Origin of the sequence: Methanoculleus chikugoensis, assembly GCF_019669965.1 — an archaeon.
In the GTDB taxonomy this organism is placed as follows: Archaea; Halobacteriota; Methanomicrobia; order Methanomicrobiales; family Methanoculleaceae; genus Methanoculleus; species Methanoculleus chikugoensis.
Map to the genome: position 1 here is coordinate 1,497,390 of NZ_AP019781.1, position 26,686 is coordinate 1,524,075.

Sequence of the window (26,686 nt, forward strand, 5' to 3'; positions counted from 1 at the left end):
TTATCACGTCCTCAAGATCTCAACTGCTTCCTCTGCCGACCGCCCTTCATGGATGATCAGTGCGGCGGCACGGATAAGGCGATCGGGCGCCGGGTGCTGGAAGGCGTTCCTCCCGATCGATATCCCGGCGGCACCTCCTTCCATCGCACCCTCGACCAGGTCGAGGATTGCCCGATCATCGGTCTTCGAGCCGCCCGCGACCACGACCGGCACCGGGCATCCTCTCGTTACCTCGCGGAACGAGTCCGGGTCGCCGGTGTAGACGGTCTTGACGATATCGGCGCCGAGCTCCGCCGCCACCCGCGCGGAGAGTTTGACGCACTCGAGGTCGTGCTCGTCCGCGACCTTCCTGCCCCGCGGGTACATCATCGCGAGGAGCGGCATCCCCCACTCCATGCAGGCGACCGCGACTCTGCCCAGGTCTTCGAGCATCTGCGCCTCGGAGTCGGCGCCGACGTTGATGTGCACCGAGACGCCGTCGGCGCCCATTTTTAAGGCGTTCGTGACGGTGTTCACGAGCACCTTGTCATTCGGGTCGGGTCCGATGCTGGTGCTCGCGGAGAGATGCATGATCAGGCCGACGTCCCGCCCGTGCCCCCGGTGCCCGTGCAGCGCAAGCCCCACGTGGCCGATGACCGCGTTCGCGCCGCCCTCGGCGACCAGGTCGATGGTCTTCCCTACATCGACCAGCCCGGGGATGGGGCCGAGCGTCACCCCGTGGTCGAGCGGCACGATGATGGTCCTGCCGGTGTTCCGATCCATAATACGTTCCAGACGAATCTCTTTTCCTCTCATACCCATAGTCCTCCCCGGATTTTGATGATACTGTCTTTCCGGGAGTGATTAAAACTGGATAAACCAGGTAAAATAGCGATAAAACGCTGCCGCTCCAACGTTACGGATACCGGCTGTCGAAAACTGGCAGATCGCTTCTGCGTACGCGGCGGTTACTTCGTTAACCGAGATAAAAGCGGTCACCGGCGAAAAAACATCCACCACGCATTGGCAGTACCGTTACAGTGTTCTCGTATAAAAATATGCCGGATTTGCACGCGGGAGAAGGATCCGGGGCGGGAGATGGCCCGGCGGAAAAAAGTATGGCGGTTTGCCTTATTTCCGGCTCTTCTTGAACGATATGACGTCGCCGACGGTCATGGTCACCCGGCCGGGTCCGCCCGTGGAGGTGCTGTCTTCGGTCGAGTCAATCAGCCTGATATTGAGTGCCTTCTCAAGTTTCTTCCGGACGTCGTCTTCGGGGATGAGGTCGCCCTTCTCGATCTTCTTGACCAGGATCTCGCGCTCCTTGATCGCCTGCGCAAGATCGAGCGTGGACCACTCCTTCTCTTCCCGGGCGGCCCGGATGCGGTCGGCGTAATCGTCGACGAGTTCTCCTTCCATCAGGTCAAAGACGTCCCGCCCCCTCCTCCGGGGGGTCTGCGGGGCGGCAATTCCCGGCCTCTTCTGTGGAGCGCCTGTTCGCCGCGGTTGCTGGACTTCTGTACCGTGTTTCGCACATCGCGTGCAGACGCAGAGTTCTGCACCCTCGATCTGTATGGTTTTCGACGGTCCCACGATAGGAACGCCGCATAGTTCGCACTGCATAAGTCTCGCAAACAATTTTATATTCATTTTAACCTATATAATTAATCGAGGAGACCCATGGGAGATATCGCTCGGCAGGCACCAGAGAAGGATACCGGTGAAGACATCTACCAGTATCTCCTGGAACGGATTACAAACCTCGAAAACCGAAACCTGGAGCTACGCGAGCAGTTCCGCCAGATGGAGTCCGAAAAAAGATACGTTGAGACCCAGAAGATCCGCTACGAACGGGAGCTCCGGAAACTCAAGAGCGAGATCGAACAGCTCAGAAGCCCCCCTCTCGTTATCGGGACAGTTACCGACGTTATCGACAACAGTCGCGTGATCGTGCGAAGCAGCGCAGGACCGCGATTCCTGGTCCGTACGTCCCAGCTTATCGACCCCGATCTCCTCAAACCGGGTGTGCGGTGTACGCTCAACCAGCAGTCCCTCGCGATCGTGGACGTGCTCCCCACGAGCTACGACGCGCAGATCTACGGCATGGAACTGGTGGAGTCCCCGGAGGAGACCTACGAGAATATCGGCGGCCTTGAACCGCAGATCGAGGAGATCCGGGAAGCCGTCGAACTCCCCCTGACGAAACCGCAGCTCTTCGAGAAGATCGGCATCTCCCCGCCGAAGGGCGTCCTCCTCTACGGCCCGCCCGGCACGGGGAAGACCCTCCTCGCACGCGCGGTGGCCCACCAGACGAACGCACACTTCCTCCGCGTGGTCGGTTCGGAGCTGGTGCAGAAGTACATCGGCGAGGGCGCCCGCCTGGTCAGGGAACTCTTCGACCTCGCGAAGCAGAAGGCGCCGTCGATCATCTTCATCGACGAGATCGACGCCATCGGCGCGCACCGGAACGACTCGACCACCTCCGGCGACCGCGAAGTCCAGCGGACGCTGATGCAGCTCCTCGCGGAGATGGACGGGTTCGACAACCGCGGCGACGTCAAGATCGTCGCGGCGACGAACCGGATCGATATCCTCGACCGCGCCCTCCTTCGCCCGGGCCGGTTCGACCGGATCATCCGGGTTCCGCTGCCGGATGCCGGAGCGCGCCTTGAGATCTTAAAGATTCATACCGCGAAGATGTCGCTCGCCGGGAGCGTCGACCTGCCCGCGGTTGCAGAACTCGCCGAGAACACCACCGGCGCCGAGTTGCAGGCGATCTGCCGTGAGGCCGGGATGATGGCGATCCGGCGGGACGCCGAAGCCGTCGAGCGCGAAGACTTCCTCGCGGCGATAAAGAAGGTGAAGCGCGAGGTGGCGGCGCCGGACAGCCGCATGTATCTCTGACGGGTTCTTTCTTCCACCAATCTTTTTTTTGTCCGCAACCTGCCGCCGGGGTACGGAAAAGAGCATCGCGAAGTTCCGTTGCTAAGGGGGATGTTCGAGGGCCTTCCGGCTATTCACATTTGCACAGGTGAACCGTCGGCACGCTTGAACTTCTTCCGGGCTTTTCCGCGAATTAAATGGCCGAAACTATGGAAAATCTCGGTACACTGGACCGTGGTGGTTATCGCCATTGGGGAGGGTTGCAGGGGAGGGGCTCACCCCCCCTGTCCCCACCCCCCAAGACGTGATATCCCCTCGGAATCCGTGCATCGTTCATGTGACGGGCAGAACTTTGAATTTCAAAGGTATGCAAATTCAGACACTTGATGGCATTGCAGTGAGATTGTCCCGGGATGCGATGTCCCACCCGCTTCCACCGCCGAAGCCCCGGACTGGTCTTAAAGGAAACCTTATCGACCTCTCCCGCCCACAATAATGCAATGAACGTCCTCCTCATTCAGTCGGAGGGGGTTGACCTCTACGCCACCCTGCTCAAGTCCGAGACCAGCAGGGGCGTTCTTCGTTTTTATCAGCCTGACCGGCTGGAATACGGGATACGCATCAGAACGGCGTCGCTCGGGAGCGCGCTTGCCCTCGTCTCCGAACTCCGGTGGTACATCCAGCGCTACGTCGAGGAGGTTCTCTTCGAGCCCGGAGACGGTGTATTCTGTTCTTCCGGGCTTGCCCGGCAGATCTACGAGCGGGACGTGATGCCCGCAGAACCGTGGAGGTACCGTTGCCTCTACCGGATCTCCAGCGACCATATGATCGACACCATATGGATGGACGAAGGCACGACGCCGGAGGCGTATGCCGACCGGACGGAGCCTGAGGATACGGTGCTCGAGGTCTGGTGCGCCGAAGAGGAGTACCCCGCAGAGTAGGGCGACCGGGGGGCTGCTGGAGTAGTGGGCCGTGCAACCCCGGGGAACCTGCCCGGTGCCGTTACGGGAAGAGCAATGTTCCCGAAGGGAACGGGATCGTTAAAAAAAGGATAGCACCCTCAGGCGAACATCTCGCCGAAGGTGGTGTGGAAGTGGTGGCGATCGAAGTCCACCGAGAGTTTGTCGATCGCCTTCATGAAGTCGTCGCTGTTGACCGTATCGCGCTCCATCCTGATGGCGAACATCCCCGCTTCCATGCATATCGCCCGGAGGTCGGCGCCGTTCTTGCCCTCGGTGAGCCGCGAAACCTCCGCGAGGTTGACGTCCTCGCCGATGTTCATGTGCTGGGTGTGGATCTTTAAGATCGCGAGCCTTCCCTGGTGATCGGGGAGCGGGATCTCGATCATCCGGTCGAACCGGCCCGGGCGAAGGAGGGCGCGGTCGAGGATATCGATCCGGTTCGTCGCCGCGACGATCTTGACGTCGCCGCGGTTGTCGAACCCGTCCATCTCCGCGAGGAGCTGCATCAGCGTCCGCTGGACCTCGGCGCTCCCGGAGGTCCCGTCGTTCGTGCGCATGCTCCCGATCGCGTCGATCTCGTCGATGAAGACGATGGCCGGGGCGCGCTCCCGGGCGAGGATGAAGAGCTCGCGCACGAGCTGCGCGCCCTCCCCGATGTACTTGTGGACGAGTTCGCTCCCGGACATCCTGATGAACCGGGCCTGGGACTGGCGGGCAACCGCCTTTGCAATCAGGGTCTTCCCTGTGCCGGGCGGGCCGTAGAGGAGGATGCCCTTCGGGGGCTCCACGCCCACGCGCTCGTAGATCTCGGGCTTCGTGAGCGGGTACTCGACCGCTTCCCGGACCTCCTCGATCTCCTCCTTCAGGCCGCCGACCTGCTCGAACGTCACGCTCGGCTGCTCGTCGAGTTCCATCACCCTGACTCTCGCATCGTAGATGTTGCCGATCGTCTTGACGATGGAGAGGGTGTTGTTCACCGCCACCTTCATTCCGGGTTTGAGGGTGCGGTAGAGTTTCTCGCTGACCGTAGTGACGTATTCCTGGTTGTTGCCCTGCTGCCGGAGATACACTTCGCCGTTCTCAAGTACATCGACCACAGCGGCAACAAACAGCGGCACCCGCTTTAACTGGGCGTTCTCTTTCCGGAGCTGCAGAAGCTCCTTTTCCAGCAACTCGTTCTTGAGTTTGTAGTCCAGGATCTGGGCCTTCAGGTCCTGGATCTGGAGAGTGAGCATATCGTGCTCGCTGCCGGGAGTGCTGCCAATGGTTTCGTCCATGTCACTCATATAGTTGGTTCTCCAACCACATTATAATGTGGTTGGAGTGATCATGCAAGGCAGAAGCATATCCAGGGGTATCGGAACCGGAGAACTCCTCGTTTCGTCCGAACCCATATCGTTCCTCTCCGGCGTCGACCCCGAAACCGGCATCGTCGTCGAGCACGGCCACCCGCTCGAAGGCCAATCCGTCGCCGGGAGGGTGCTGGCCTTCCCGTACGGGAAGGGCTCGACGGTCGGATCCTACGTGATCTACGCGCTGAAACAGAACGGGCTCGCCCCCGCCGCGATCATCAATACGGAGGCCGAACCGATCATCGCGGTCGGGGCAATCATCGCGGGGATCCCTCTGGTCGACCGCCTTCCGCCGGAGTTCTCCAGCCTCCCGCCCGGCACCACCGTGACGGTGAACGGAGATTCGGGTGAGGTCTCCTGCGACGGGGCTTCGTGAGGCGCCGTGGAGACTCATTACGAGATCCTGGGCGTCTCCACTGACGCCACGTCCGACGAGATCCGGGCGGCCTACCGGAGGCTCGCGAAACGGTATCACCCGGACATAAACCACGACCCGGATGCAGGCGAGCGGTTCATCGCGATCCAGCAGGCGTACGAGACGCTGATCGACCCCGACGCCCGGGCGCGCTACGACCTCGCGCTCCGTGGCGGCGGCACGGCAGGGCCGCATGACCCGTTCCAGCGGTACCACCCCGACGGGCAGACGGTCCGGATGCGGGGGTTCTCGTGGAGTGGGCAGGCACCGGCTTCCTGGACCGGCAGAATCGGCGTCATGCTCCTCCTCTTCCTCGGGGGAGTCCTGATCGTCTTCATGCTCGTCCTGTCGCTCCTCTCTCGTGCTGTCTTTGGCGGCAGACAGCAGCAGGACTCCTGAACACTTTTTTTACCGGACGGTTCTCCGCTCCCCGGGCAATCGGCACCGCGATACGGAGAAGAGAAGGAGATCTGCGCCGGTCCGGTCGGATCACGGGAAACCTTATCAGGTGAGACCGCCCTCGTGCCGGGTGATTATCGCGAGGTGAACGTGATGCCCATGGAGAAAGTGAAACGATACCGGTGCAAGTACTGCAACTACATCTACTCCCCGATGCGGGGCGAACCCCACCGCGGCATTCCGGCGGGTACCGCGTTTGAAGACCTGCCGGAGGACTACGTATGTCCGGTCTGCGGCGCAACCGGAAAAGGACAGATCGGGAAGTGGGGATTCGAACTCTGGGAGCCGACCAAGTACGTCTGCAAGATCTGCGGCTACGTCTACGACAAAAAACGCGGCGAACCCCTCCGTGGCTACCCAAAAGGCACCGCATTCGAGGATCTGCCGGAAGACTACGTATGCCCGATCTGCGGGATGGATCCGCAGATCACGAAGTTCCACGGCCCGGTCGGCAAATCGCAGTTCGAACCCATCCTGGACGTCTGACGGGGGAATGGGGGCCCGCCCGCCTCTCTCCCGGAACCGAACCGTGCCGGCCGGTATTCCGCGGGCTTGCAGGGGGATCCGGTCTCCGGCACGATCCCGGATTTTTGCGGCAGCACTCTTTTAAGAATCTCTAACACCCATTATATCCTGGGTCAGTCCGTTCACTCACAATCGGTCCTTTCAAATACTGGCCGGCGCATCAATGTTAGAAAAGACCGGCTGCCTCCGTTACGGGCAGCCGCCTACAGAGAATGCGACGTTGAATGATCGCGCATCAAATGAGCAGCGGCAGATGATGTCGGATGGATTTCTTCAGTAATATTCTGGGTCAGGGGAAGAACGCAAACCCCTCGATACAGCAGGGGACGTCTCAGTTCGAGGCCGGAAACTACAGCGAGGCGGTGAAGAGTTTCGAGAAGGCGCTCAAGATAGAGCCTGAGAACGGATTTGCCCGGCTGTATATGGGGCGGGCGCTCGCCTGTCTCGGCAGGGACGGCGAAGCCGCCGAGTGGCTGAAGAAGGCCATCGAGTCGGCTCCCGACGATGCCGGGACGCTCCGGGTGCTGGGGCATGTCCTCGCCAGAACCGGCGAGTACGAGGAGGCGGCGGGGTGTTTCGCACAGATCGTCGAAGGAGAACCCGCGGATACGAATGCCTCGTACTGGCACGGGGAGATGCTTGAACGGCTCGGACGGTATGCCGAGGCTGCATCGGCCTATACACGGGCGCTGGCAGGGGACCCGGAGAACATCGTCCTGCGGGAGAGGTGCGGGAGGATGTTCGAGCGGGCCGGGGACTACCGGGAAGCGGCGGCATGCTTCGAGAAGGTCCTCAGGACGAATCCCGGCAGCACCGATCTGCTTGCTCGCATCGGGGCAGCATACCTCTACCAGGGCGCTCACTCGAAAGCCGCCGGTATGTTCGACCGGACACTCGATACGGAACCGGGGAACATCGACGCGCTCTACGGCAAGGCCCGGGCGCTCGAGTATCTCGGCCGGTTCCAGGAGGCCGCCGACTGCTGCGGCGAGATCGTTGCCGTCGAGCCCGAAAACGTCCCCGCCTGGTATCACCGCGGCTCGATGCTCTTCCGCGCAGGAAAGCACGGAGAAGCGCTGGAGTGCTTCGAGAAAGTCGCCCTCGCGGACCCGGATCACGTCCCGGTGCGCTACGCCATGGGGATGGTCTATGACGCTCTCGGCCGCTACGAGCGGGCAGTCAAGAGCTTCGACCATATCCTGAAACACGACCAGGGTCAGGTCCAGGTATGGTACGCCCGCGGCATGGCACTCTTCCGTCTCGGCCAGTATACCGAGGCGATCCGGTCGTTCGACCGCGTGCTCGAGAGCCGGGCGACGACCGGGATGAAGTGGATCGGAGACGGCACCGACCTCGCGCTCTTCGAGCGGGACGAAGCGGGAGCGCCCCGGAGACAGAAACCGCTGAAGTTCGATGCGTTGAACGAGCTCGTCCACAACTGCCGGGGGACTGCGCTGCTCCACCTGGGCCGGTATGCCGAGGCACAGAAGGACTTCGAGCGTGTCCTTGAGGCAGAACCCGGAAACGTCTCAATCCTGCAGCGGAGCGGCACAGCGCTCCTCCATCTCGGCAGGTATGAGGAGGCAGTACGCTGCCTGGATGCGGTTCTTGAGAAAGAACCGCATAACGCCGTCGCCGTGTCGATGAAGGCGGACGCGCTCATAAACCTCGGCAGGCACGACGATGCGCTGGCGTGCCTTGGTTCGGTGCGGGGAGCCGGCGGCGACGAACCCCATCTCCTGTACCGGAAGGGAGACGCTCTCCTCCATCTTGGACGGTATGCGGAGGCGGCAGAGACATTCGAAGCCCTCCTCAACGTCAATCCAGGGGATGCGGCGGGGGAGAACAGCAGGGGAGAAGCGCTCATGCATCTTGGACGGTACGAGGAGGCGCTCGCCTGCTACGACGGGGCGCTCTCGGCCGACCCGGCCGACCGTGCCGCTCTGCTCGGCCGGAGCACGGCGCTCGAACGCCTTGGACGGTATGAAGAGGCACTTGGATCCATCGACCGGTTGACGCAGGCCGGTCACGGGGACACCGGGACGATTCTTCGGAAAGCATGGATCCTCGAGGCCCTCGGCCGCTACGATGCAGCTGTCGGGTGTTACGAAGCCCTCCTTGCAGCCGATCCGAAAGCCGGGGGATACTCGGCAGGTCTCGGGTTTGTTCTCGCCATGCTCGGGCGGTATGAGGAGGCTGCCGGACGGTTCAAGGGGGTCACGCTTGCCGATCCGGAGAACTTCTTTGCGTGGTTCAACCGGGGCCGGGCGCTGGAGAGGATGGGGCAGTACGCGGATGCAGCCGAGTGCTACGCGAAAGTGACCGAAGGCCGGCCGGAGGATACCGGCGCATGCTTTGCGCTCGCCGTCACCCTCGCACGGCTCGGCAAACACCAGAAGGCGATCGAGTGCTGCGACCGGGTGCTCGCCGCCGACGCCTCGAACGCCGCGGTTGCAAGGATCCGGGCAGATATGCTCGAAGCCGTCGGCAAGCACGAAGAGGCGGCGGAAGCATATGAACGTTACCTGAAAGGCTCCCCCGATGACCGCGACGCCAGAATGGCGTTCGGCATGGCGCTCGAACGGGACGGGAAGTTCAGCGACGCGATCAAGCAGTACGCGCTGGTGCTCGAGGGCGACGAGCGCGACACCGAAGCATGGTACACCCTCGAGAGCGCCCTCGTGCACATGGGGCGGTACGAGGAGGCGCTCGAGTGTTCCGACAGCATCGTCGAGGCGAGCCCGGAGAACCGGGCTGCCTGGCAGCGGCGCGGCGAGGTCTTCATGTGGCTCGGCCGCTACGCCGACGCGGTGGAGTGCTTCGAGAAGGTGATCGAAGCCGATCCGGCCGATGTTCTCACCCTGCGAAGGCTCGGCGAGGCTCACGAGAAGGCCGGCAGGTACGAGAATGCCCTCGTCGCCTACACGCAGGTGCTCGACCGGGAACCGACCAGCATCGAGACTCTCCATGCCCGCTCGTCGGCCCTCATCCACCTCGGGCGATACAAAGAGGCGGTCAAGTCGATCGACAAGATCATCGTTATCCAGGACGAGAACCCCGCCGCGCTCTTCATGCGGGGGACGGTGCTCGAGAAGGCGGGCAGGTACGACGACGCCCTCGCGAGCTACGAGAAAGCGCTCTCGATCGACCCGAAGAACGCGGCCATCTGGAACGCGACGGGAACGCTCAAGGATGCGCTGGGACTGCACGAAGAAGCCGTCAAAGCGTTTGACAAGGCCGTCGAGCTGGGTGGGGAAGACATCCATGCCTGGCTCGCGAAGGGGCTCGCTCTCAGCCACCTGGGCAAACCCGACCGGGCGGCTGCCTGCTTCGATCGCGTTCTCGAGGCCGAACCCCGCCATGCCCGGGCATGGTACCTGAAAGGGAGAGCGCTCGACAAGCAGGGCAGGTTTGCCGACGCGGTGGAGTGCTTCGGAAAAGCGCTCGAGAACGGGGGCGGAGGTGAAGAATAATGAGGGGAAGGAAGGCGTACAGCGTCTTGCTGCTGATCGCGTGCGTCCTGGCTCTCTGCTCGGGCTGTGTCGCAGGCAACCGCGAAGGGGAGCGGGTGAAGTCCGGGGATGCGGTGCTGGTTCACTACACCGGCACCCTCGATAACGGGACGGTCTTCGACAGTTCCGCCGGGCGCGAACCGCTCCGCTTTACCGTCGGCACCGGCCGGGTGATCCCGGGGTTCGATGAAGGTGTCGTCGGGATGCAGGTTGGTGAGGAGAAGACCCTTCAGATCCCGGCCGACCGGGCGTACGGGCCGTACCGCGAGGATCTCATCTTCGCCATCGATCCTGCCGGAATCGCCGGCGTGGAGAACCTGACGGTCGGCGATCAGGTCGGATTATCCCTGCAGAATGGGCAGATGCTGCCCGCAAAGGTCGTCGCCGTATCGGCCGATGCGGTCACCGTCGATGCGAACCACCACCTCGCGGGCGAGGATCTCACGTTCAGCGTCCGTCTCGTCGAGATTGTGTAGGGATTACTCAACACTTTTTTGGAACTCCCTCTGGAGCGTCGTCCCTGGAACAAACCTCACTCTGCAGATCGGCCTCTATCGCAGTTGCAGAGAACTCAGAAACCGCGTTTCTGCAGTCACACTGGTACGGATTTCAAGGAAACTGTGCATCTCGCATCTCCGGTGTTCGTGCTACCGCCCTTCAAATCTGCTGATTTCTTGTGATTACACATAGCACGGCTTCCGTGGGGTGTCGCCATGGGGGTGGGGCTGACGGAGAGTGCGATGTTGCGCAGGAACGGAGCTCGTGTACCTGAAGGGTGCGGAGTGCGAGCGCAGCGAACTTGAGCACCGGAGGTGCGAGGTGCGATGTTCCGACAGGAACCGAGCACGAGAAGCCATCAGGCTTCGAGTCGTGCAGTCCTCCCGACCCTGTGTCCGGTACGCGACCAACGACTTTCCGGAGAGAATTTCAACAAGACCAAAAGTTACTCATTTTTTGTTTTTCCGTCCCCCATCGGGGTCACGAGCACTTTATCGACCCGGTGACCGTCCATATCGAGCACCTCAAACCGGAGACTGTTCCAGGTGAACCGATCTCCGGTATTCGGCGTCCGCTCAAGATACATCATCACAAATCCACCGACCGTCTGGTAGTAGCCGCGCCCCTCCCCGGGCAGGGTAGCCGTCACGTCAAGGAGATCGTGGAACTCGTCGACCGGGAGCATCCCGTCGAGCAGCCACGACCCATCTTCACGGCGAATTGCCGTGCCCTCCGGGGGATACTCTGCCGACGGGATATCTCCGACGATCGATTCCATGATGTCGTGGATGGTAACCAGCCCCTGAATACTCCCGTACTCATCGGTGACGAGGGCGATTCGTGCCCCGGAGGTCTTGAACTCGTCGAGCACCGAGAGTGCCGGGACAGTCTCGGGCACGAAGAAGGCGGGCTCGATTGCTTTCAAGAGGTCGGGAGGTTCGCCCGCGATCATCCGCGCCCAGAGGCTGCGGACCGAGACGGTGCCGAGCAGGTTGTCAAGGTGGTCGCGGTAGACCGGGAAATAGACATGCCGGGAATCCACCATCTTCTGCCAGTTCTCTTCGACGGGGTCTTCAACGTCCACGGCCACGATATCGGGCCGCGGAGTCATCAGCACGCTGACACGCCGGTCGCCGAGGCGGAAGACGCTCTCCACCATATCCTGCTCCGCCTCCTCGAAGACGCCCGCCCGGGTGGCCTGCCCAATAAGAACCCTGACATCCTCCTCCGTCACCTCGGGCCCCGAAGGTTGCCGAACCCTGAGCAGCATGAGAACCCCCTCGGTCGAGGCGCTCAGCAGCCGGACGAGCGGTGCGGCAACCAGCGAGAGGAACCGTACCGGGCGCGAGACCAGGGATGCAATCCGATCGGCGTTGGTCATGGCCACCCGTTTCGGCACCAGTTCGCCGATCACAAGCGTCAGGTAGGTGATGACGGCAACGACAGTTGCGACCGCGAGCGGGCCGCTGTATGGCGCGATCAAGGGAAATTTAGCAAATTCTTCCGCAAGAGGCCCCGCGAGCGTCGCCCCTCCGAACGCTCCGGCCAGGATCCCGACGAGGGTGATGCCGATCTGGATGGTGGAGAGGAACTGCGTCGGATCGTCGGCAAGTTCGATGGCGGCGGCGGCCCCGGCGTCGCCTTCCGCTGCTTTCTTCTGCAGGCGTGCCGTTCGTGCAGAGATGAGCGCAAACTCCGCCATCGAAAAGAAGCCGTTCGCGAGGATCAGGAGAACGATGATCGCGATATCGGTGGCAGGTGGCATTGTACTATTCTTGCCAGCAGGAACCTTAAACCTGCGGGACTTCCCCGGCAGAGAGAGGAGTGTTCGTGGGAAAAATTTATCGTCGCCGGGACAGAGTCCCATCCGGTGATACATGGTGGTCGAAGTCGGCGAGCAGGCCGGGTATTTCTCGATACCGGACCAGAACGGGAACACGATCCGATTATCGGCGTTCCCGGGGAAACGGGTTGTCCTCTCGTTCCATCCGCTGGCATGGACCCGCATCTGTGCCGAACAGATGAAGGCGCTCGAAGCGAACCGGGAGACGTTCGACGCCCTCGATGCCGTCGCCCTCGGCATCAGCGTGGACTCCGTCCCCTGCAAACGGGCGTGGGCGGGGAGCCTCGGTATCAAGAAGACCCGGCTCCTTGCGGATTTCTGGCCGCACGGTGCCGTGGCGCAGATGTATGGCGTCTTCGATAGCCAAAAAGGCTACTCCCGGCGGGCGAACGTCGTCGTCGATGAGGTGGGGCGCATCATATTCGTCGCGGAATACACGGCGACGACGGTGCCCGATATGCAGGATGTCCTCGACGCTCTCCGCGTGCCGGAGAAGAGCAGGCGAGCGGAGGAGCGGGCGCCGGAGATATAGCCCGGCATCTTGTCATCCCGCAACCCGGAAGAAACTCCCGATAAGCGTGATCAGTAAGATTGCCGGAACGCCGTATCGGATGAGCGCCATATAGGCTCTCTGCTGCCACCCGCAACCGCCGATCTCCGCACAGATCCGGGTTCGGCTCATGAACCATCCCCCGACGACGCTCACGATCAGCCCGGCGACGATGAGGCCGATCGTCCCGAACATGTAGTCGGCAAGGTCGAGGAACGGTGTCCCGAGGACCTCGAGGTTCAGGGCGGTGTAACTGAGAGCGGACGGGAGCCCGAGGAGCATGATTGCAGCGAAGACAAGGAGCGTGGCACGCTTCCGGGGGTAGCCGTAGGAGTCCATCAGCGCCGCCGTCGGAACCTCGAGCATGGAGACCGCCGAGGTGAGCGCCGCGGCAAAGAGCATCAGGAAGAAGAGCGCTCCGAGCAGCATCCCGTACTGGATCTGTGTAAAGGCCGTGGGCAGGGTGATGAACGCGAGGTTCACCCCGGCCGCGGGGTCAAGGCCCGCGGTGAAGACCAGGGGAAAGATCACGAGCCCGGCAAGGATCGCAATCAGCATATCGGCAACGGCGATGATGCCGGCGTTCCGGAAGAGGGCCTCTTTCCCGAGGTAACTCCCGAAGGTGAGCAGGACGCCCATGCCCACGGAGAGCGAGAAGAAGGCCTGCCCGAAGGCCGCGATCCAGACGGCGGGGTCAGTCAGCCTGGAGAAGTCGGGGGAGAGGTAGAACTCGATCCCCTCGAAGGCTCCGGGCTCGGTGAGCGAGAAGGCTACGAGAAAGAGGAGGATCACGAGGAGGGCCGGGATGAGGTACCGGGAGAGCCTCTCGATCCCCTCCCTGACCCCGGAACGAACCGTCACATAGACCGCAACCCCCGAGAGGAGGAAGAAGACGAGCGGGAGGTAAGAGCCCGTAAACGTATCGAACTCTATCGGCCGGTTGAAGGCGAAGGAGAGCGCGTATGCGAGCACCCAGCCCGTGATCACGAGGTAGTAGCCGAGGACCAGGCCGGCGACGGCGACGATGACAAGGCCTGCGGCGGTGAACCGCTGCTGTATCGAGCGGAAGGCGGAGATGACCGATGTCCCCGTCGAGCGACCGATGGCGAGTTCCAGCACCATCAGGGGGAGGCCGAAGAGGAAGACGGCGATCAGGTACGGGATCAGGAACGCGCCGCCCCCGTTAACGCCCACGATGTAGGGGAACCGCCAGATGTTCCCTATTCCTACAGCCGAGCCGATGCCTGCAAGGATGAACCCCAGGGTTGACGACCATTGTTCCCGTTCCATATCACTCACCGGTTGAGAACGGTTTCCCAGGGGTAAGAAGGCGCTCCGCCTTTATATGCATCTCCGCCGGATACCCCCGACCACTGCACTTTTGTAGCGGGTGCCCCCATACGAGTGCGGTCAGGAACAGCATGAGCACCGGATCCCGGAAATACGCCGGCAGGGAGGAAAGAGAATGAACGGAAGGTATCCGTTCCTCGTCTCGATCCCTCACGGCGGCACCGCCATCCCGCCCGAACTCCGCGGTCTCGTCAACCTCACGCGAAAGGAGATTGTCTTCAATAGCGATCCCCACACCCGCCTCCTCTACGGGTTCGACGATACGGTGGAGGCGGTGGTCGACTTCGACGTCTCAAGGATCTTTGTCGATACCAACCGGGCGCCCTACGACTACCCGCCAAGGACGCAGGACGGCGTGGTCAAGGTCATCACGCAGGACGGAACCCCGGTCTTCAAGAGAGGGCAGACCCCCGGCAGGGAACTGATAGGCACCCTCCTGCAGTACTACTACCACCCCTTCCACAAACAACTGGCCGGGGCGCTCGATACCCGGCCGATCGAGATCGCCTTCGACTGCCACAGCATGCTGCCGAGATCACCGCCGGTCAGAATGGACGCCGGACGCCCCCGCCCGCTCTTCTGCCTGAGCAACAGGGGCGACCGGAACGGGAGACCGAAAGGGGCGGGCGGTCTCGTGACCTGCCCCCCGGAGTGGCTCCAGGCGCTCACCCGGTCGTTCCAGGCGGAGTTTGAGGGTGAGGGGCGGGTTGCGATGAACGATCCCTTCCGGGGCGGGTTCATATCGGTGGCGCACTACCGGCGGCGGCGGATCCCCTGGGTTCAGGTCGAGATCAACCGCGGCCTCTACGAGACCGAAGGCCGCGAGGTCGATGAGGCACGGCTCGTTGAACTCCGGGGGAGGATCTTCTCGACCCTTGCCGGGTTCTGGGACGAGGTTTCGGGATGAAAACTCTGTGGAAGTCCATTTTGGAGAAACGTTTCTAGAAAACTTTGCTCTGTAGAACGTGTCGTGCCACGGTTGCAATGAATCCATAGGTTGATCGTTACAAGATTCGTGCGGTTTGCACCTTCGGTGCTCACGCTTTCCATACCCGGCAATATCCAGCAGCCACAGTGGCACGGATTTCAAGGGGATATCGCCGCAGGGGGAGGGGCTGACGGGGAGTGCGAGCGTAGCGAGCTTGAGCACCGTTAGGTGCGAGGGGGCATGCCCCCCTCCCCTGTCCCCACCCCCCAAGGTGATACTCCCACGGTCCACTGTATGGGTTCTTTCCTCATTGCAGTCGTGTTATTGCCGGTACTCAGACTTTTCAGGTGCTTGAAGCCTGGATAGGCACACGCACCTTTATTACAATTTCCAGGATCCAGAAGGAGTTCAACAGAGCCTGTCTGAGGATTCTTATCAGATCAAGCCGTATTCCACCGGAATTTTCCGGCCGAAGATACTATGCCGGTAGAGCCCCCACTTATATACCGATGGATCGCCTGCACCTGATACTGCAGCGCTACTTCGGGCATTCTGCATTCAACCCCTATCAGGAAGAGATCATCCGCGATCTTCTTGGGGGGCGCGACGTCCTCGCGGTGCTCGCGACCGGAGGCGGCAAATCGCTCTGCTACCAGGTTCCGGCACTCATCGGCGAGGGTGTCACGCTGGTGATATCGCCGCTCATCGCGCTGATGAAGGACCAGGTCGACGACCTGCAGGCACGCGGGATCGGCGCGGAAGCGCTGAACTCCTCCTGCTCCTACGCCGCGACGCGGCGAATCCTCTCGGAACTCAACGAGGGCCTGATCCAGATCCTCTATGTCTCGCCGGAGAAGGCGGTCGGCGACGACTTCCTCGACCTCATGGCGTCCCTTCTGGTCGCGCTGATTGCGGTCGACGAGGCGCACTGCATATCGATGTGGGGGCACCAGTTCCGCCCGGAGTACCGGTCGCTTGCGGTGCTCAAGGAACGGTTCCCCGGGGTGCCGATGGTTGCCCTGACGGCGACCGCGACCCCGGACGTCCGCGACGATATCGCGCGGCAGCTCAATCTATCGGATCCTTCGGTCTACGTCGGGAGTTTCAACCGCGAGAACCTCCGCTACGCCGTCGTCAGAAAAGAGGAGGACGCGTACGAACGGCTCCGTGCCTACCTCCAGGGTCAGAGAGGGGACGCCGGGATCATCTACGTCGCGACCCGGGAGGGGGCTGAGACGCTCGCGGCGCGGCTCCGCACCGACGGCATCCCGGCACTCCCCTACCACGCAGGCATGACGGCAGGAGCCCGGGCGGAGACGCAAGATCGGTTCATCGGCGGGAAGATTCCGGTCGTCTGCGCGACGAGCGCGTTCGGGATGGGGATCGACAAACCGGATGTGCGGTCCGTCGTCCACTACGATATGCCGAAGACGCTTGAAGCCTACTACCAGGAGAGCGGCCGGGCCGGAAGGGACGGGAAGGAGAGCAACTGCATCCTCTTTTATAGCGACGACGATGCACGGCGCCTCAGATCGTTCATCGACCGCGATCTTGCATCCGAGTTCCAGCGCGAGGTCGCACGCTCGAAACTCCAGAGCATGGTCGACTACTGCACCATAACGGGGTGCCGGAGGAAGATGCTCCTCGAGTACTTCGGGGAGCACTTCGAGGAACCCTGCAACGGGTGCGATGCCTGTGCTTCGGCCGGAAAGGCGCGTCCCCGCGCCGGGCGGCGGAAACGCGGCACCGCCCGCAAGGCATCGGGATGAAATACCGGAACCTCACGGTACCCTCTCCCTCCTTTAGAAGAAACATCTATTACCGGGGCCGTAGAATGGGCATTCGAGGAGATTGCTCATGAAGAGGTTGACCCGTTCGACGACCGACCGGTGGATCGCCGGGATATGCGGCGGTATAGGAGAGTATCTTGAGATCGACCCGAACGTCATCCGGGTGATCTGGGTCATCTTCACCGTGCCCACGGGATTCTTACCCGGGATCATCATCTACATCCTGCTCTGGATCCTCCTGCCCGAAGAAGGACAGGCACGCCCGGTGGGGACGTTCGGCGAAGCGTAAGAGAGGGCAGGGTGCGGTCGGGAAACTGCGCCCGTTTTTTTTCGGAGGAGGGCGGTCGTGGGTGCCGGAGAATGTTTTAAACAGGAAAACTAGGCCTGACATACTGCTCGTCTCATAACAGGAGTCTTAATCAGGCTTCCTTTGATCGCTCGCCCGTATACGGCTTTCCACCGGCTATCGCCACGAACTGCCCCCGCCCCTCGTGGGCGGGGAACGACTGCCGGAACGGCAGGAGTTAAAGCACCGTCAGGTGCGGGGGAGGAGGCCGAAGGCCGGGTGGGGTGGGGGTTACAGATATCCTTTTGTGAGGTAGAGACAGGGGAGGGGGGCCAGCCCCCTCGCACCTAACGGTGCTCAAGCTCGCTGCGCTCGCACTCCGCACCCTTCGGGTGCTCGAGCTCCGTTCCTACGGAACATCGCACTCCCCGTCAGCCTCTCCCCCAGGTGGCGATACTCTCACGGTCCACTGTACCGGGCTCTTTCATCGTTTTGACCGTTCAATCTGCCAGAGGAGATTACTGAGGGCGCCACTTACCCCGTCGCAGCGCCTCCCGGGCCCATACTCCGCGGCAATCCGGAGGTTTAAGCCTTTCTACCGTCCCTTCCCCTCCTGCAACCTCCTGATCGTATCCCGCAGGGCAATCGCCCGCTCGAACTCCAGGCGCTCCGCCGCCTCCCGCATATCGGCCTCGAGCTCGATGATCAGGTTCGGGACCTCCGCCTTCGGGACGTGCTTGATATCGGTAATATCGACCTCTTTCTCACGGATCGGTTTTACGATCGTCTGCGGCGTGATGCCGTGCTCTGCGTTGTACGCAAGTTGCATCGCGCGCCGCCGCCCGGTCTCGGCCATCGCCTTCTTGATCGAGTCGGTCATGGTGTCGGCGTAGAGCACGACCTTCGCGTTGACGTTCCGGGCCGCCCGCCCGATCGTCTGGACCAGGCTCCTCGCGTCGCGGAGGAACCCTTCCTTGTCGGCGTCGAGGATGCCGACGAACCCCACCTCGGGGATGTCGAGCCCCTCCCGCAGGAGGTTGATCCCGACGAGGACGTCGTACTTCCCGAGACGGAGCTGCCGGATGATCTCCGTCCGCTCGATGGTCTCGATCTCCGAGTGGAGGTATCGGGTCTTGATCCCCTGCTCGGCCAGGTACTCCGAGAGTTCCTCGGCGAGCCGTTTTGTGAGGGTTGTCAGCAGTATGCGGTCGCCGCGTTCGATGGTTGCCCGGATCTCGGCCATCACGTCCGGGATCTGCCCCTCAATCGGCCGGACCTCGACCGCCGGGTCAACGAGCCCCGTCGGCCGGATGATCTGCTCCGCGACGCTCGAACGCTTCAGTTCGTAGTCTCCCGGGGTCGCCGAGACAAAGATGACGTTTCTCATATAGCCCGAGAACTCGTCGAACTTCAGCGGCCTGTTGTCGAACGCCGACGGGAGCCGGAACCCGTAGTCCACGAGTGATTTCTTCCGCGAATAGTCGCCGCGATACATCCCGCGGACCTGGGGCAGGGTCTGGTGGCTCTCGTCGATCACCATCAGGAAGTCCTCGGGGAAGTAGTCCAGCAGGCAATAGGGCTGCTCCCCGGCCTTCCGCCCATCGAAGTGGCGGGAGTAGTTCTCGATACCCTTGCAGGTCCCGGTCTCGCGGATCATATCGATGTCGTAGAGCGTCCGCTGGCGGAGGCGGTGTGCCTCGAGCATCCCGAGGGTCGGGAGCCGCTCCTCGAGTTCCTCCTCAATCGAGACTATTGCCTGTTCTTTTACCTCATCGGGGGCGACAAAGTGGCGGGCAGGGTAGACGAAGAAGTAGTCCATCGCCTCCAGCCGCTCTCCCGAGGTCTTGTCGATCTCGCTGATCCGGTCAATCTCGTCCCCGAAGAGTTCGATACGGATGATATTGTTGAAGTAGCCGGGGATGATATCGATGGTGTCGCCCTTCGCCCGGAACCGGCCCGGCATGAGCTCGGTCTCGTTTCGCTCGAACTGGATATCGATGAGTTTCCGTATGATGTCGTCCCGCCGCATCCTGTCCCGGACTTTCACCTCGAACCCCATCCCCTGGAAGTTCGCGGGGTTCCCGAGACCGTAGATGCAGGAGACCGAGGCGACGATGATGGTGTCGGGGCGCGAAAGGATCGACGCGGTGGCCGCGAGGCGCATCTGTTCGATCTTGGGGTTGATCTGGGCGTCTTTCTCGATGTAGAGGTCGCGCTTCGCGATGTAAGACTCGGGCTGGTAGTAGTCGTAGTAGGAGACGAAGTACTCCACCCGGTTCTCGGGGAAGAAGGATCTGAACTCGTTGTAGAGCTGGGCGGCAAGCGTCTTGTTGTGGGCAATGACGAGGGTGGGTTTCTGGACCTCCTCGACGACGTTTGCTATCGTGAATGTCTTCCCTGAGCCCGTGACCCCGAGGAGGGTCTGGAACCGCTCGCCGCGGTCGAGTCCGCCGCTGAGTTTCCGGATCGCATCGGGCTGCGAGCCGGTTGGCTTGAAGTCTGCCTTAAGGTGAAATTCCGTCATGGTGCCACCGTCTTCTTCCTGAGCGTTCTATGATACGTGATCGCGAACCGGTGCGCCTCGTCGCGGATCTCCTGGAGGAAGAGCGACGCCTTCTCGTGCCGCTCAAGAGGCAGGGGGTGGGAGAAGCCCGGCACGAAGACCTCCTCCTCGCGCTTCGCGATCGCCGCGATCGGGACTCTGATCCCGAGGTCTTTGAGCACCGCGGTTGCCGCCGCGAGCTGCCCTTTCCCACCGTCGATCAGGATCAGGTCGGGAAACTCGCCGCCCTCCTTCTGGAGGCGTGAGTAGCGCCGGCGGACCACCTCGGCGATGGCCGCGAAGTCGTCGACGCCTTCGACCGTCCGTATCCTGAATCGGCGGTAGTTCCGCTTGTCGGGCTTTCCCCAGAGGAACCGGACCATCGAGCCCACCATCGCCGTCCCGGAGAGGTGGGAGATGTCGAAGCACTCGATCGCGACCGGGAGGTCGGGGAGGTGCAGGCGGCGTTTCAGCTCGTCCAGTTTGATCCGGTCGCCGAAGAACGCGATCTCGACGTTCTTCCTGACCAGGTCGAGCAGGTTCTTCTTTTCGCCCCGCTGCGGCACGACCACACGGACCTTGCCGCCCCGGAGATGGGAGAGATAGCCGGCGACGGCGTCGTCGACCGGAACGGGCAGGATCACCTCCTGTGGCGGTTCGTGGTCGGCGTAGTAGCGGGCGAGGAACTCCTCCAGGAACCCCTCCGTCTCGTCGAAGGTATACTCGCGCTTCCCCGAGAGCGTTCCCCGGTCGACGTTGAAGAGCATCAGAAAGACGGTTCCTTCGCTCACGATATAGTTGACGATGTCCTCGTTGTAGGTCTTCTGCCGGTCGACGTGCTGGCGTTCGCGCAGCCCCTCAAGTGCCGCAATCTGGTCGCGGAGCTCCATCGCCCGCTCATACTCCTGCCGCTCTGCCGAGACTGCCATCTCCTCGCGGAGCGTCCGGATGAGCCCGGCGATATCGCCTTTCAGGACGGCCTCCGCCCTTCTCGCCCGCTCCCGGTAGTCGTCCTCGCCGATCCTTCCCGTGCAGGGGGCGCTGCACGAACCGATGTGGGCACGGAGGCACGGGCGGCGGGGAAGACGCCGGCACGACCGGAGCCCGAAGAGCGACTTTAAGAGCCGGAGGAGGTCTTCGCGCTCCCGTGCTGAGACAAACGGCCCGTAGTACCGGCCGTTCCCGTCGGGCTGGCGGGCGGTGTGGATCCGGGGGTAAGGTTCGTCGGTGACGTGAATGTAGGCGTACCGCTTTGCGTCCTTCAAGTCGATGTTGTACTTCGGCTGGTGCTTCTTGATCAGGGTGTTCTCGAGGATGAACGCCTCGACCTCGTTGTCGGTGACGATGAAGTCGAGGCCGGCGATCGCGGCGACGAGGCATCTCGTCTTCGGGTCGAGGTCGTGCCGGGAGAAGTAACTCGATACACGCCTTCTCAGGTTCTTCGCCTTCCCGACGTAGATGATGGTGCCCTCACTGTCGGAGAAGAGGTAGCACCCGGGCTCGGTTGGGAGGGTCTGGAGGTCGATCATGTGTGTGAGGCATGCCGGTGGATCGCACGCGAAGGCGCGAAAACGCGAAGGAAACCGTTAACACAGTTCCAAACTTCGCGGCTTCGCGGCTCGCACCTAACGGTGCTCAAACTCCGCTTGCGCTCGCACTTCGCGTGAGTCAACTCAGGGGGCTTCGACAAAGCCAATATCTCGTGGCTTCGCGTGCGTGAACCGCTATATGAATAGCGATGTGATTTTGCGCGAGGGAGCAGGCCGCGGTGTGCGAAGAACTCAAGTCTCATGGTTCACCAGGATCTCCTTCAGAAATACGCCGGTGTAACTCCCCTCCGCCGCCGCGACCTCTTCGGGGGTTCCCGCCGCGACGACCTCGCCGCCGGCGTCCCCACCTTCGGGGCCGAGGTCGATGATGTGGTCGGCCGACTTGATCACGTCCAGGTTGTGCTCGATCACCACCATCGTGTTCCCCCGCGCCACCAGATCGTCGAGGACGGCGATCAGGTTCTTCACGTCGTGGAAGTGCAGCCCGGTCGTCGGTTCGTCGAGGAGGTAGATCGTCTTCCCCGTGGCCCTTTTTGCAAGCTCGCGGGTCAGTTTGATCCGCTGCGCCTCGCCGCCCGAGAGGGTGGTAGAACTCTGGCCGAGTTTGATGTAGCCGAGCCCGACCCTGGAGAGCGTCTCGAGTCTGTTCCTGATGGACGGGAAGTGTTCAAAGTGGTCGATTGCCTCCTCGACGCTCATATCGAGGACGTCGGCTATCGACTTGCCCCGGTACTTCACCTCGAGAGTCTCACGGTTGTAGCGCGCCCCCTTGCACTCCTCGCACTCGACGTAGACGTCAGGGAGGAAGTTCATCTCGATCTTGATGAGCCCTTCGCCCTGGCAGGCCTCGCACCGCCCGCCCTTGACGTTGAACGAGAACCGGCCGGGCTTGTAGCCCCGGATCTTCGCTTCCTTTGTCTCGGCAAAGACCTTCCGGATATCGTCGAAGACCTTGGTGTAGGTCGCCGGGTTCGAGCGCGGCGTCCGCCCGATGGGGCTCTGGTCGATGACGATCACCTTGTCGATCTCGTCGTCGAACGTGAGGCTGTCGTGCTCCCCCGGACACTCCTTTGAGTCGTGGAGTTCCTGCATTAGCGCCCGGTAAAGCGTCTCGTAGATGAGCGTGGACTTCCCCGAACCCGAAACCCCGGTGACGACCGTCAGGACGCCGATGGGGATCTCCACGTCGATGCTCTTGAGGTTGTTCTCCCGGCAGCCCGCAAGGCGGATGAACCGGTCGCTGTGTCGGCGGGCGGCGGGCACGTCTATCCTGAGGTCGCCGGAAAGGTAGCGCCCCGTGAGCGACGCCTGGTTCGCGGCGATGACTTCGGGTGTTCCTTCCGCAACAATATCGCCGCCGTGGAGCCCGGCCCCGGGGCCCATGTCCACGACCCAGTCGGCGCTCCGGATCGTCTCCTCGTCGTGCTCGACCACGACGAGGGTGTTGCCGAGGTCGCGGAGGTGCTGCAGGGTCTCGAGGAGTTTTCTATTGTCCCGCTGGTGCAGCCCGATGGAGGGTTCGTCGAGGACGTAGAGAACCCCGGTGAGGTTCGACCCGATCTGCGTCGCGAGGCGTATCCGCTGGGCTTCTCCACCCGAGAGGCTCCCGGCGCTCCGCGAGAGGGTCAGGTAGCCGACGCCGACCTGCTCTAAGAACGCGAGCCGGGCGACGATCTCCTTTAAGACCTGTTTTGCGATCTCGCGCTCGCTCTCGGTGAGTTCCAGGGTCCGGAAGAACGCGAGCGCTCCGGTGACGGAGAGGTCAGTGACCTCGACGATGGATTTCCCGGCAACCTTCACGGCGAGCACCTTCTCTTTGAGCCTCTTCCCTCCACACTTCGGGCAGGGGAGGATCCGCATGAACTTCTCGAGGTCGCGGCGGCGGTACTCCGACTGGGTCTGGTGGTAGAGCCGCTCGGCCTGCGGGGCGAGCCCTTCCCACGCCCCGGAGTGCGACCACGAATCCCCGTTCTTCGTCCTCATCGAGAGGCGGAGGTGCTCCGATGAACCGAACATCAGGGCCTTGTATTGCGCTTCGGTGAGGTCTTTGATCGGGGTCAAGACCGAGAATCCGAAGTGTTTTGCGACGGCGCCGAGATACTGGCTCCGGTAGCCGTCAAGGAAGTTCCGGTAGAGCATGACGGCGCCGTCGGCGATGGATTTGCTCTTGTCCGGGATGATCAGGTCGGGGTCGAACTCCATCCTGATCCCGAGGCCGTTGCACTCCTCGCAGGCGCCGAACGGGCTGTTGAAGGAGAACATCCGGGGCTGGAGCTCTTCGAACGCAATCCCGCAGACAGGACAGGCCATGAGCGACGAGCAGGTCTCTTCGCGGCCGGACTCGTCGACGGCGATGACAAGCCCTTCTGATTTCTTAAGAGCATTCTCGATCGCCTCGACGAGCCTTGAGTGGTCGTCGACGGAGAGTCGGTCGACGACCACGTCGATATCGTGCTTCCGGTAGCGTTCGAGGACGATCTCCTCGTCGGTCCGGTGGATCTCGCCGTTGACCCGGACCCGGGTGTAACCCTCCCGGTCGAGGTCTTTGAAGACCTGCTGGTAGGTCCCCTTCTTCTGCCGCACGACCGGGGCGAGGATGGTGACCGTCCCGGTCAGCGTGGAGCCGATCCGATCGGCGATCTTCTCCGGTGACTGGGCCTGGATGGGGATATGATGCTCCGGGCAGAACGGCGTCCCTACCCGGGCGAAGAGGAGCCGCAGGTAGTCGTAGATCTCGGTGACCGTGCCGACGGTGCTCCGGGGGTTTTTGGACGTCGTCTTCTGCTCGATGGAGATGGCAGGCGAGAGGCCGTCGATGCTGTCGACATCCGGCTTCTTCATCAGCCCGAGGAACTGCCGCGCGTAGGCGGAGAGCGACTCCACGTAACGCCGCTGCCCCTCGGCATAGATGGTGTCGAAGGCAAGCGTGGATTTCCCCGACCCGGATACGCCGGTGAGGACGATGAGCCGGTCGCGCGGAAGTTCGACGGTGATATTGTTGAGGTTGTGCTCCCGCGCCCCCTTGATGGTGATCTTCTTCATTTCCCTGTCCTGATAAATTGATCTTCTGAGCTCATAGCCGTTTGCGATCCAAAATTTTTAAATACTACCTTGGCGTTTCGCCCGGGATCGGAACCATCCCGGTGAGAGAGAACAGGCCTCGTTCGGCCGCAACGGGGAGCGGACCCGCCCTGCAAAAAGATTCGTAAAAGGGTGTTGAGGCGGTAGGGATTACCACGCCTCGGGGTATGCCATATTCGTGTAGATATCTTCGAGCCGGGCTTTGTGTCCCTTCTCCATGTTCGCGAGCTGGACGAAGACCATCTTCTGTTCTGCATCCGCGGAGGCGGCGGCAAGCTGCGTGTACATCTGGGCGGCCTGGAGTTCTTTCTTGATGGCGAGGACCAGACCGTCGAGCGGCTTCATATCGACCGAGAGCATGGGTTCATCGATGGAATCGGTGACCCTGTAATCTCTGGCCGCAACAAAGTGCATCTGCTTTGCGTCACGGAGCAGCAGGCCCTGAAGGTACTCCCGGTGGCCCTTCTCTTCCTCAGCAAGGTCGAGGAAGATCGTTTTCAGGTTTGCGTCCTTCGCCCTATCGGCGACCGACTTGTAGAAGGTATACGACTCTACTTCGTTGTCGATGGCGTTTGTGATGATCTTCTGGAAGTCTTCGGAATCCATGACTCTTATCCCCTGTCTTTGTTGAGAGTTCCGGCCCCTGGGGCCAGGTGCACATTTTGTTCGTAATGCAACGAACTAAATAGATAGTTAGGAATTTGGATATTTATAATTTTCCTTTTTAACCAGTTTTCGACCGCATCCCTCTCTCATGGACGAACAGGGCGCCCGGAAAGCCATCATGATACCAGTCTCCACCTGTTCTGCCGGTGCGCTCCCGGCAACGATTCACGGATTTTGCGCCCGGCCGAATTCTGATACCGGCCCCCGAAGGGGAGAGGTTTTTGCGATTCCCGGTTCAATGCTCTATCCTCTATGGGGAACACATTTTCATGCAGAAGGATCGGATAGTGCGAGGCGGGGGCACCCCCCGGCGGGTCGTCGAGGTCGTGCAGGACAGGCACGGGAACCCGATCGAGATATTCGACCCGCCGTTCTACCGGAAGGAGTTCGAAGACGCCTACCGGTTCATTATCGACGACTACCGGGTGGCGCCAAAAGAGATCGCCCTCTTTCTCCCCTGCGCCGTGCGGAAACCTTACAGCCAGAGCCCGAGCCACAAACTCTTCCGGCGGGTCATCGACGGCGTCCTTGCCCCGGAGGACTACCATATCGTCATCTTCGGCACCTGCGGGACCGTTCCCGCGGAGCTCGAGTGCATGTACCCCTACCGGAACTACCACTACATGCTCGGCAAGACCACGGACGAGCGGATCCGGCGGGACTTCCACCGGATCGAGGTCTACCGGCTCAAGGGCTACCTCGAGAAGACACGGGATACCTACCGGCACCGGCTTGCCTACTGCATCGGGCCGTTCCGGAAGGCCATGGTGGAGGCGACGGAAGCGACCGGGATCGCCGTCGACCTCCTCCCCTCCGATCCGATGATCGAACGGCTCTACGATATCGACTGCCCGTTCCCCGAAGGGAGCCTCTCGATGCAGGGCTACATCGACGAGTTCCGCGGGGGGCTTGAGAGAGTGGCGGGGAAGGTATACGGCGGGGACACGACGGCTCTGGAAGGCTGCCCGGAGCGGCGCGGGCCGGCGAGGGCTTGATTTGGGAAAGAGGGTGCGGGTCTCCCTGCCTCGCGCCTAACGGTGCTCGCACCAGCACCACTCATGCGTGACCTTCTGATTGCGTCTCAGGTTTGATTTCGTGGGGATATCACCCCGGGGAAGGGGCTGACGGGGAGTACGACGGTTCGTAGAACCGGAGCTTGAGCACCGATAGGTGCGAGTGCGATGTTCCGACAGGAACGGAGCACGAGAAGCCGTTAGGCATTGAAGAGGGCACGCTCCCTCCCCCGCCTTTATCTCATAAAAACCATGTAACCCCCACCCCACCTGGCCTCCTCCCCCGCACCTGACGGTGCTTTAACTCCTGCCGTTCCGGCAGTCGTTCCCCGCCCCCAGGGGCGGGGGCAGTGCGTGGCGATATCCCCACGGAATCCGTGCATGCGATCTCGACTGGCGGAGGGTGCGAGTTACAATCCTACAACCCGAGTTTCAGAACAATGACGCCCCATGCAGCATTGCTTCAAGTCACACCGGCAAAAGCAGTGGTTGGAATGGG

At 62.0% G+C, this 26,686-nt stretch carries 21 protein-coding genes; 12 read left to right on the forward strand and 9 right to left on the reverse strand.

The window, feature by feature from the left end:
* Positions 1-3: 3 nt before the first annotated feature.
* Together MchiMG62_RS07585 and MchiMG62_RS07590 are read right to left on the reverse strand one after the other, a co-directional pair.
* Positions 4-795 (reverse strand): 2-amino-3,7-dideoxy-D-threo-hept-6-ulosonate synthase, encoded by a 792-nt coding sequence (locus MchiMG62_RS07585; RefSeq protein ID WP_221056441.1) that lies wholly within the window; start codon positions 793-795, stop codon positions 4-6.
* Positions 796-1,110: 315 nt separating this feature from the next.
* Positions 1,111-1,629 carry a multiprotein bridging factor aMBF1 gene (locus tag MchiMG62_RS07590; RefSeq protein WP_342367204.1) on the reverse strand — a complete coding sequence of 173 codons (519 nt, stop codon included), beginning with the start codon at positions 1,627-1,629 and terminating at the stop codon, positions 1,111-1,113.
* Between the two features lie 30 nt (positions 1,630-1,659).
* Here MchiMG62_RS07590 and MchiMG62_RS07595 point away from each other — a divergent pair, with 30 nt between their 5' ends.
* Positions 1,660-2,883, forward strand: coding sequence for a proteasome-activating nucleotidase (locus MchiMG62_RS07595; RefSeq protein WP_221056443.1), 1,224 nt, complete (start codon positions 1,660-1,662; stop codon positions 2,881-2,883).
* Between the two features lie 479 nt (positions 2,884-3,362).
* Positions 3,363-3,806 carry a DUF5804 family protein gene (locus MchiMG62_RS07600; RefSeq protein WP_054848672.1) on the forward strand — a complete coding sequence of 148 codons (444 nt, stop codon included), beginning with the start codon at positions 3,363-3,365 and terminating at the stop codon, positions 3,804-3,806.
* A 119-nt stretch (positions 3,807-3,925) separates the two neighbouring features.
* On the opposite strand, the gene MchiMG62_RS07605 is transcribed toward MchiMG62_RS07600, so the two are convergent.
* A complete protein-coding gene (locus tag MchiMG62_RS07605) occupies positions 3,926-5,113 on the reverse strand; it encodes a proteasome-activating nucleotidase (protein WP_221056444.1) in 1,188 nt (395 codons plus the stop codon).
* A gap of 43 nt (positions 5,114-5,156) precedes the next feature.
* On the opposite strand from MchiMG62_RS07605, the gene MchiMG62_RS07610 reads away from it, so the two are divergent.
* The 5 genes from MchiMG62_RS07610 to MchiMG62_RS07630 all read left to right on the forward strand — a co-directional run bounded on the left by MchiMG62_RS07610 (position 5,157) and on the right by MchiMG62_RS07630 (position 10,566).
* Positions 5,157-5,555 (forward strand): DUF126 domain-containing protein, encoded by a 399-nt coding sequence (locus MchiMG62_RS07610; RefSeq protein ID WP_221056445.1) that lies wholly within the window; start codon positions 5,157-5,159, stop codon positions 5,553-5,555.
* Positions 5,556-5,561: 6 nt separating this feature from the next.
* A complete protein-coding gene (locus tag MchiMG62_RS07615; RefSeq protein ID WP_221056446.1) occupies positions 5,562-5,993 on the forward strand; it encodes a J domain-containing protein in 432 nt (143 codons plus the stop codon).
* Positions 5,994-6,152: 159 nt separating this feature from the next.
* Positions 6,153-6,539: a rubredoxin gene (locus MchiMG62_RS07620; RefSeq protein ID WP_221058703.1), complete on the forward strand. Its 387-nt coding sequence runs from the start codon at positions 6,153-6,155 to the stop codon at positions 6,537-6,539.
* 302 nt (positions 6,540-6,841) lie between these two features.
* Entirely contained in the window at positions 6,842-10,051 is a 3,210-nt protein-coding gene (locus MchiMG62_RS07625; RefSeq protein ID WP_221056447.1) for a tetratricopeptide repeat protein, read from the forward strand.
* Complete coding sequence (locus MchiMG62_RS07630; RefSeq protein ID WP_221056448.1) at positions 10,051-10,566, forward strand: FKBP-type peptidyl-prolyl cis-trans isomerase; 516 nt, start codon at positions 10,051-10,053, stop codon at positions 10,564-10,566. Before MchiMG62_RS07625 ends, MchiMG62_RS07630 begins: the two co-directional genes overlap by 1 nt.
* A gap of 467 nt (positions 10,567-11,033) precedes the next feature.
* Here the strand turns inward: MchiMG62_RS07630 and MchiMG62_RS07635 are convergent, their stop codons facing one another.
* A complete protein-coding gene (locus MchiMG62_RS07635) occupies positions 11,034-12,353 on the reverse strand; it encodes a hemolysin family protein (RefSeq protein ID WP_221056449.1) in 1,320 nt (439 codons plus the stop codon).
* Positions 12,354-12,465: 112 nt separating this feature from the next.
* Here MchiMG62_RS07635 and MchiMG62_RS07640 point away from each other — a divergent pair, with 112 nt between their 5' ends.
* Positions 12,466-12,963, forward strand: a complete 498-nt coding sequence (locus MchiMG62_RS07640; protein WP_244987624.1) for a redoxin domain-containing protein — start codon at positions 12,466-12,468, stop codon at positions 12,961-12,963.
* A gap of 12 nt (positions 12,964-12,975) precedes the next feature.
* On the opposite strand, the gene MchiMG62_RS07645 is transcribed toward MchiMG62_RS07640, so the two are convergent.
* Positions 12,976-14,271, reverse strand: coding sequence for a sodium-dependent transporter (locus MchiMG62_RS07645; protein WP_221056450.1), 1,296 nt, complete (start codon positions 14,269-14,271; stop codon positions 12,976-12,978).
* A 175-nt stretch (positions 14,272-14,446) separates the two neighbouring features.
* On the opposite strand from MchiMG62_RS07645, the gene MchiMG62_RS07650 reads away from it, so the two are divergent.
* From MchiMG62_RS07650 to MchiMG62_RS07660, 3 genes are all read left to right on the forward strand, one after another.
* The gene (locus tag MchiMG62_RS07650; RefSeq protein ID WP_221056451.1) at positions 14,447-15,238 is read left to right on the forward strand and encodes an N-formylglutamate amidohydrolase; all 792 of its coding nucleotides are present in this window, start codon (positions 14,447-14,449) and stop codon (positions 15,236-15,238) included.
* 530 nt (positions 15,239-15,768) lie between these two features.
* Positions 15,769-17,028: a RecQ family ATP-dependent DNA helicase gene (locus MchiMG62_RS07655; protein ID WP_221056452.1), complete on the forward strand. Its 1,260-nt coding sequence runs from the start codon at positions 15,769-15,771 to the stop codon at positions 17,026-17,028.
* 88 nt (positions 17,029-17,116) lie between these two features.
* Complete coding sequence (locus MchiMG62_RS07660; RefSeq protein ID WP_221056453.1) at positions 17,117-17,338, forward strand: PspC domain-containing protein; 222 nt, start codon at positions 17,117-17,119, stop codon at positions 17,336-17,338.
* Positions 17,339-17,930: 592 nt separating this feature from the next.
* Here MchiMG62_RS07660 and uvrB read toward each other — a convergent pair.
* From uvrB to MchiMG62_RS07680, 4 genes are all read right to left on the reverse strand, one after another.
* Positions 17,931-19,859, reverse strand: coding sequence for an excinuclease ABC subunit UvrB (gene uvrB, locus MchiMG62_RS07665; RefSeq protein WP_221056454.1), 1,929 nt, complete (start codon positions 19,857-19,859; stop codon positions 17,931-17,933).
* A complete protein-coding gene (uvrC, locus tag MchiMG62_RS07670; RefSeq protein WP_221056455.1) occupies positions 19,856-21,406 on the reverse strand; it encodes an excinuclease ABC subunit UvrC in 1,551 nt (516 codons plus the stop codon). Before uvrC ends, uvrB begins: the two co-directional genes overlap by 4 nt.
* Positions 21,407-21,658: 252 nt before the next feature.
* On the reverse strand, positions 21,659-24,469 hold the full coding sequence (uvrA, locus tag MchiMG62_RS07675) for an excinuclease ABC subunit UvrA (RefSeq protein WP_221056456.1): 2,811 nt from the start codon (positions 24,467-24,469) through the stop codon (positions 21,659-21,661).
* Between the two features lie 189 nt (positions 24,470-24,658).
* Complete coding sequence (locus tag MchiMG62_RS07680) at positions 24,659-25,114, reverse strand: ferritin-like domain-containing protein (protein ID WP_054848274.1); 456 nt, start codon at positions 25,112-25,114, stop codon at positions 24,659-24,661.
* 329 nt (positions 25,115-25,443) lie between these two features.
* Here MchiMG62_RS07680 and MchiMG62_RS07685 point away from each other — a divergent pair, with 329 nt between their 5' ends.
* Positions 25,444-26,169, forward strand: coding sequence for a DUF5591 domain-containing protein (locus tag MchiMG62_RS07685; protein ID WP_221056457.1), 726 nt, complete (start codon positions 25,444-25,446; stop codon positions 26,167-26,169).
* The last annotated feature ends 517 nt before the right edge of the window (positions 26,170-26,686 follow it).

Bases quoted from the DNA above. Each gene is read 5' to 3' on its own strand.
- MchiMG62_RS07650 (WP_221056451.1), top strand. From the start codon at position 14,447: ATGAACGGAAGGTATCCGTTCCTCGTCTCGATCCCTCACGGCGGCACC.
- MchiMG62_RS07610 (WP_221056445.1), top strand. From the start codon at position 5,157: ATGCAAGGCAGAAGCATATCCAGGGGTATCGGAACCGGAGAACTCCTC.
- MchiMG62_RS07625 (WP_221056447.1), top strand. From the start codon at position 6,842: ATGGATTTCTTCAGTAATATTCTGGGTCAGGGGAAGAACGCAAACCCC.
- MchiMG62_RS07600 (WP_054848672.1), top strand. From the start codon at position 3,363: ATGAACGTCCTCCTCATTCAGTCGGAGGGGGTTGACCTCTACGCCACC.
- MchiMG62_RS07620 (WP_221058703.1), top strand. From the start codon at position 6,153: ATGGAGAAAGTGAAACGATACCGGTGCAAGTACTGCAACTACATCTAC.
- uvrA (WP_221056456.1), bottom strand. From the start codon at position 24,469: ATGAAGAAGATCACCATCAAGGGGGCGCGGGAGCACAACCTCAACAAT.
- MchiMG62_RS07680 (WP_054848274.1), bottom strand. From the start codon at position 25,114: ATGGATTCCGAAGACTTCCAGAAGATCATCACAAACGCCATCGACAAC.
- MchiMG62_RS07595 (WP_221056443.1), top strand. From the start codon at position 1,660: ATGGGAGATATCGCTCGGCAGGCACCAGAGAAGGATACCGGTGAAGAC.
- MchiMG62_RS07585 (WP_221056441.1), bottom strand. From the start codon at position 795: ATGAGAGGAAAAGAGATTCGTCTGGAACGTATTATGGATCGGAACACC.
- MchiMG62_RS07590 (WP_342367204.1), bottom strand. From the start codon at position 1,629: ATGAATATAAAATTGTTTGCGAGACTTATGCAGTGCGAACTATGCGGC.
- MchiMG62_RS07655 (WP_221056452.1), top strand. From the start codon at position 15,769: ATGGATCGCCTGCACCTGATACTGCAGCGCTACTTCGGGCATTCTGCA.
- uvrC (WP_221056455.1), bottom strand. From the start codon at position 21,406: ATGATCGACCTCCAGACCCTCCCAACCGAGCCCGGGTGCTACCTCTTC.
- MchiMG62_RS07660 (WP_221056453.1), top strand. From the start codon at position 17,117: ATGAAGAGGTTGACCCGTTCGACGACCGACCGGTGGATCGCCGGGATA.
- MchiMG62_RS07640 (WP_244987624.1), top strand. From the start codon at position 12,466: ATGGTGGTCGAAGTCGGCGAGCAGGCCGGGTATTTCTCGATACCGGAC.
- MchiMG62_RS07645 (WP_221056450.1), bottom strand. From the start codon at position 14,271: ATGGAACGGGAACAATGGTCGTCAACCCTGGGGTTCATCCTTGCAGGC.
- MchiMG62_RS07635 (WP_221056449.1), bottom strand. From the start codon at position 12,353: ATGCCACCTGCCACCGATATCGCGATCATCGTTCTCCTGATCCTCGCG.
- MchiMG62_RS07630 (WP_221056448.1), top strand. From the start codon at position 10,051: ATGAGGGGAAGGAAGGCGTACAGCGTCTTGCTGCTGATCGCGTGCGTC.
- uvrB (WP_221056454.1), bottom strand. From the start codon at position 19,859: ATGACGGAATTTCACCTTAAGGCAGACTTCAAGCCAACCGGCTCGCAG.
- MchiMG62_RS07605 (WP_221056444.1), bottom strand. From the start codon at position 5,113: ATGAGTGACATGGACGAAACCATTGGCAGCACTCCCGGCAGCGAGCAC.
- MchiMG62_RS07685 (WP_221056457.1), top strand. From the start codon at position 25,444: ATGCAGAAGGATCGGATAGTGCGAGGCGGGGGCACCCCCCGGCGGGTC.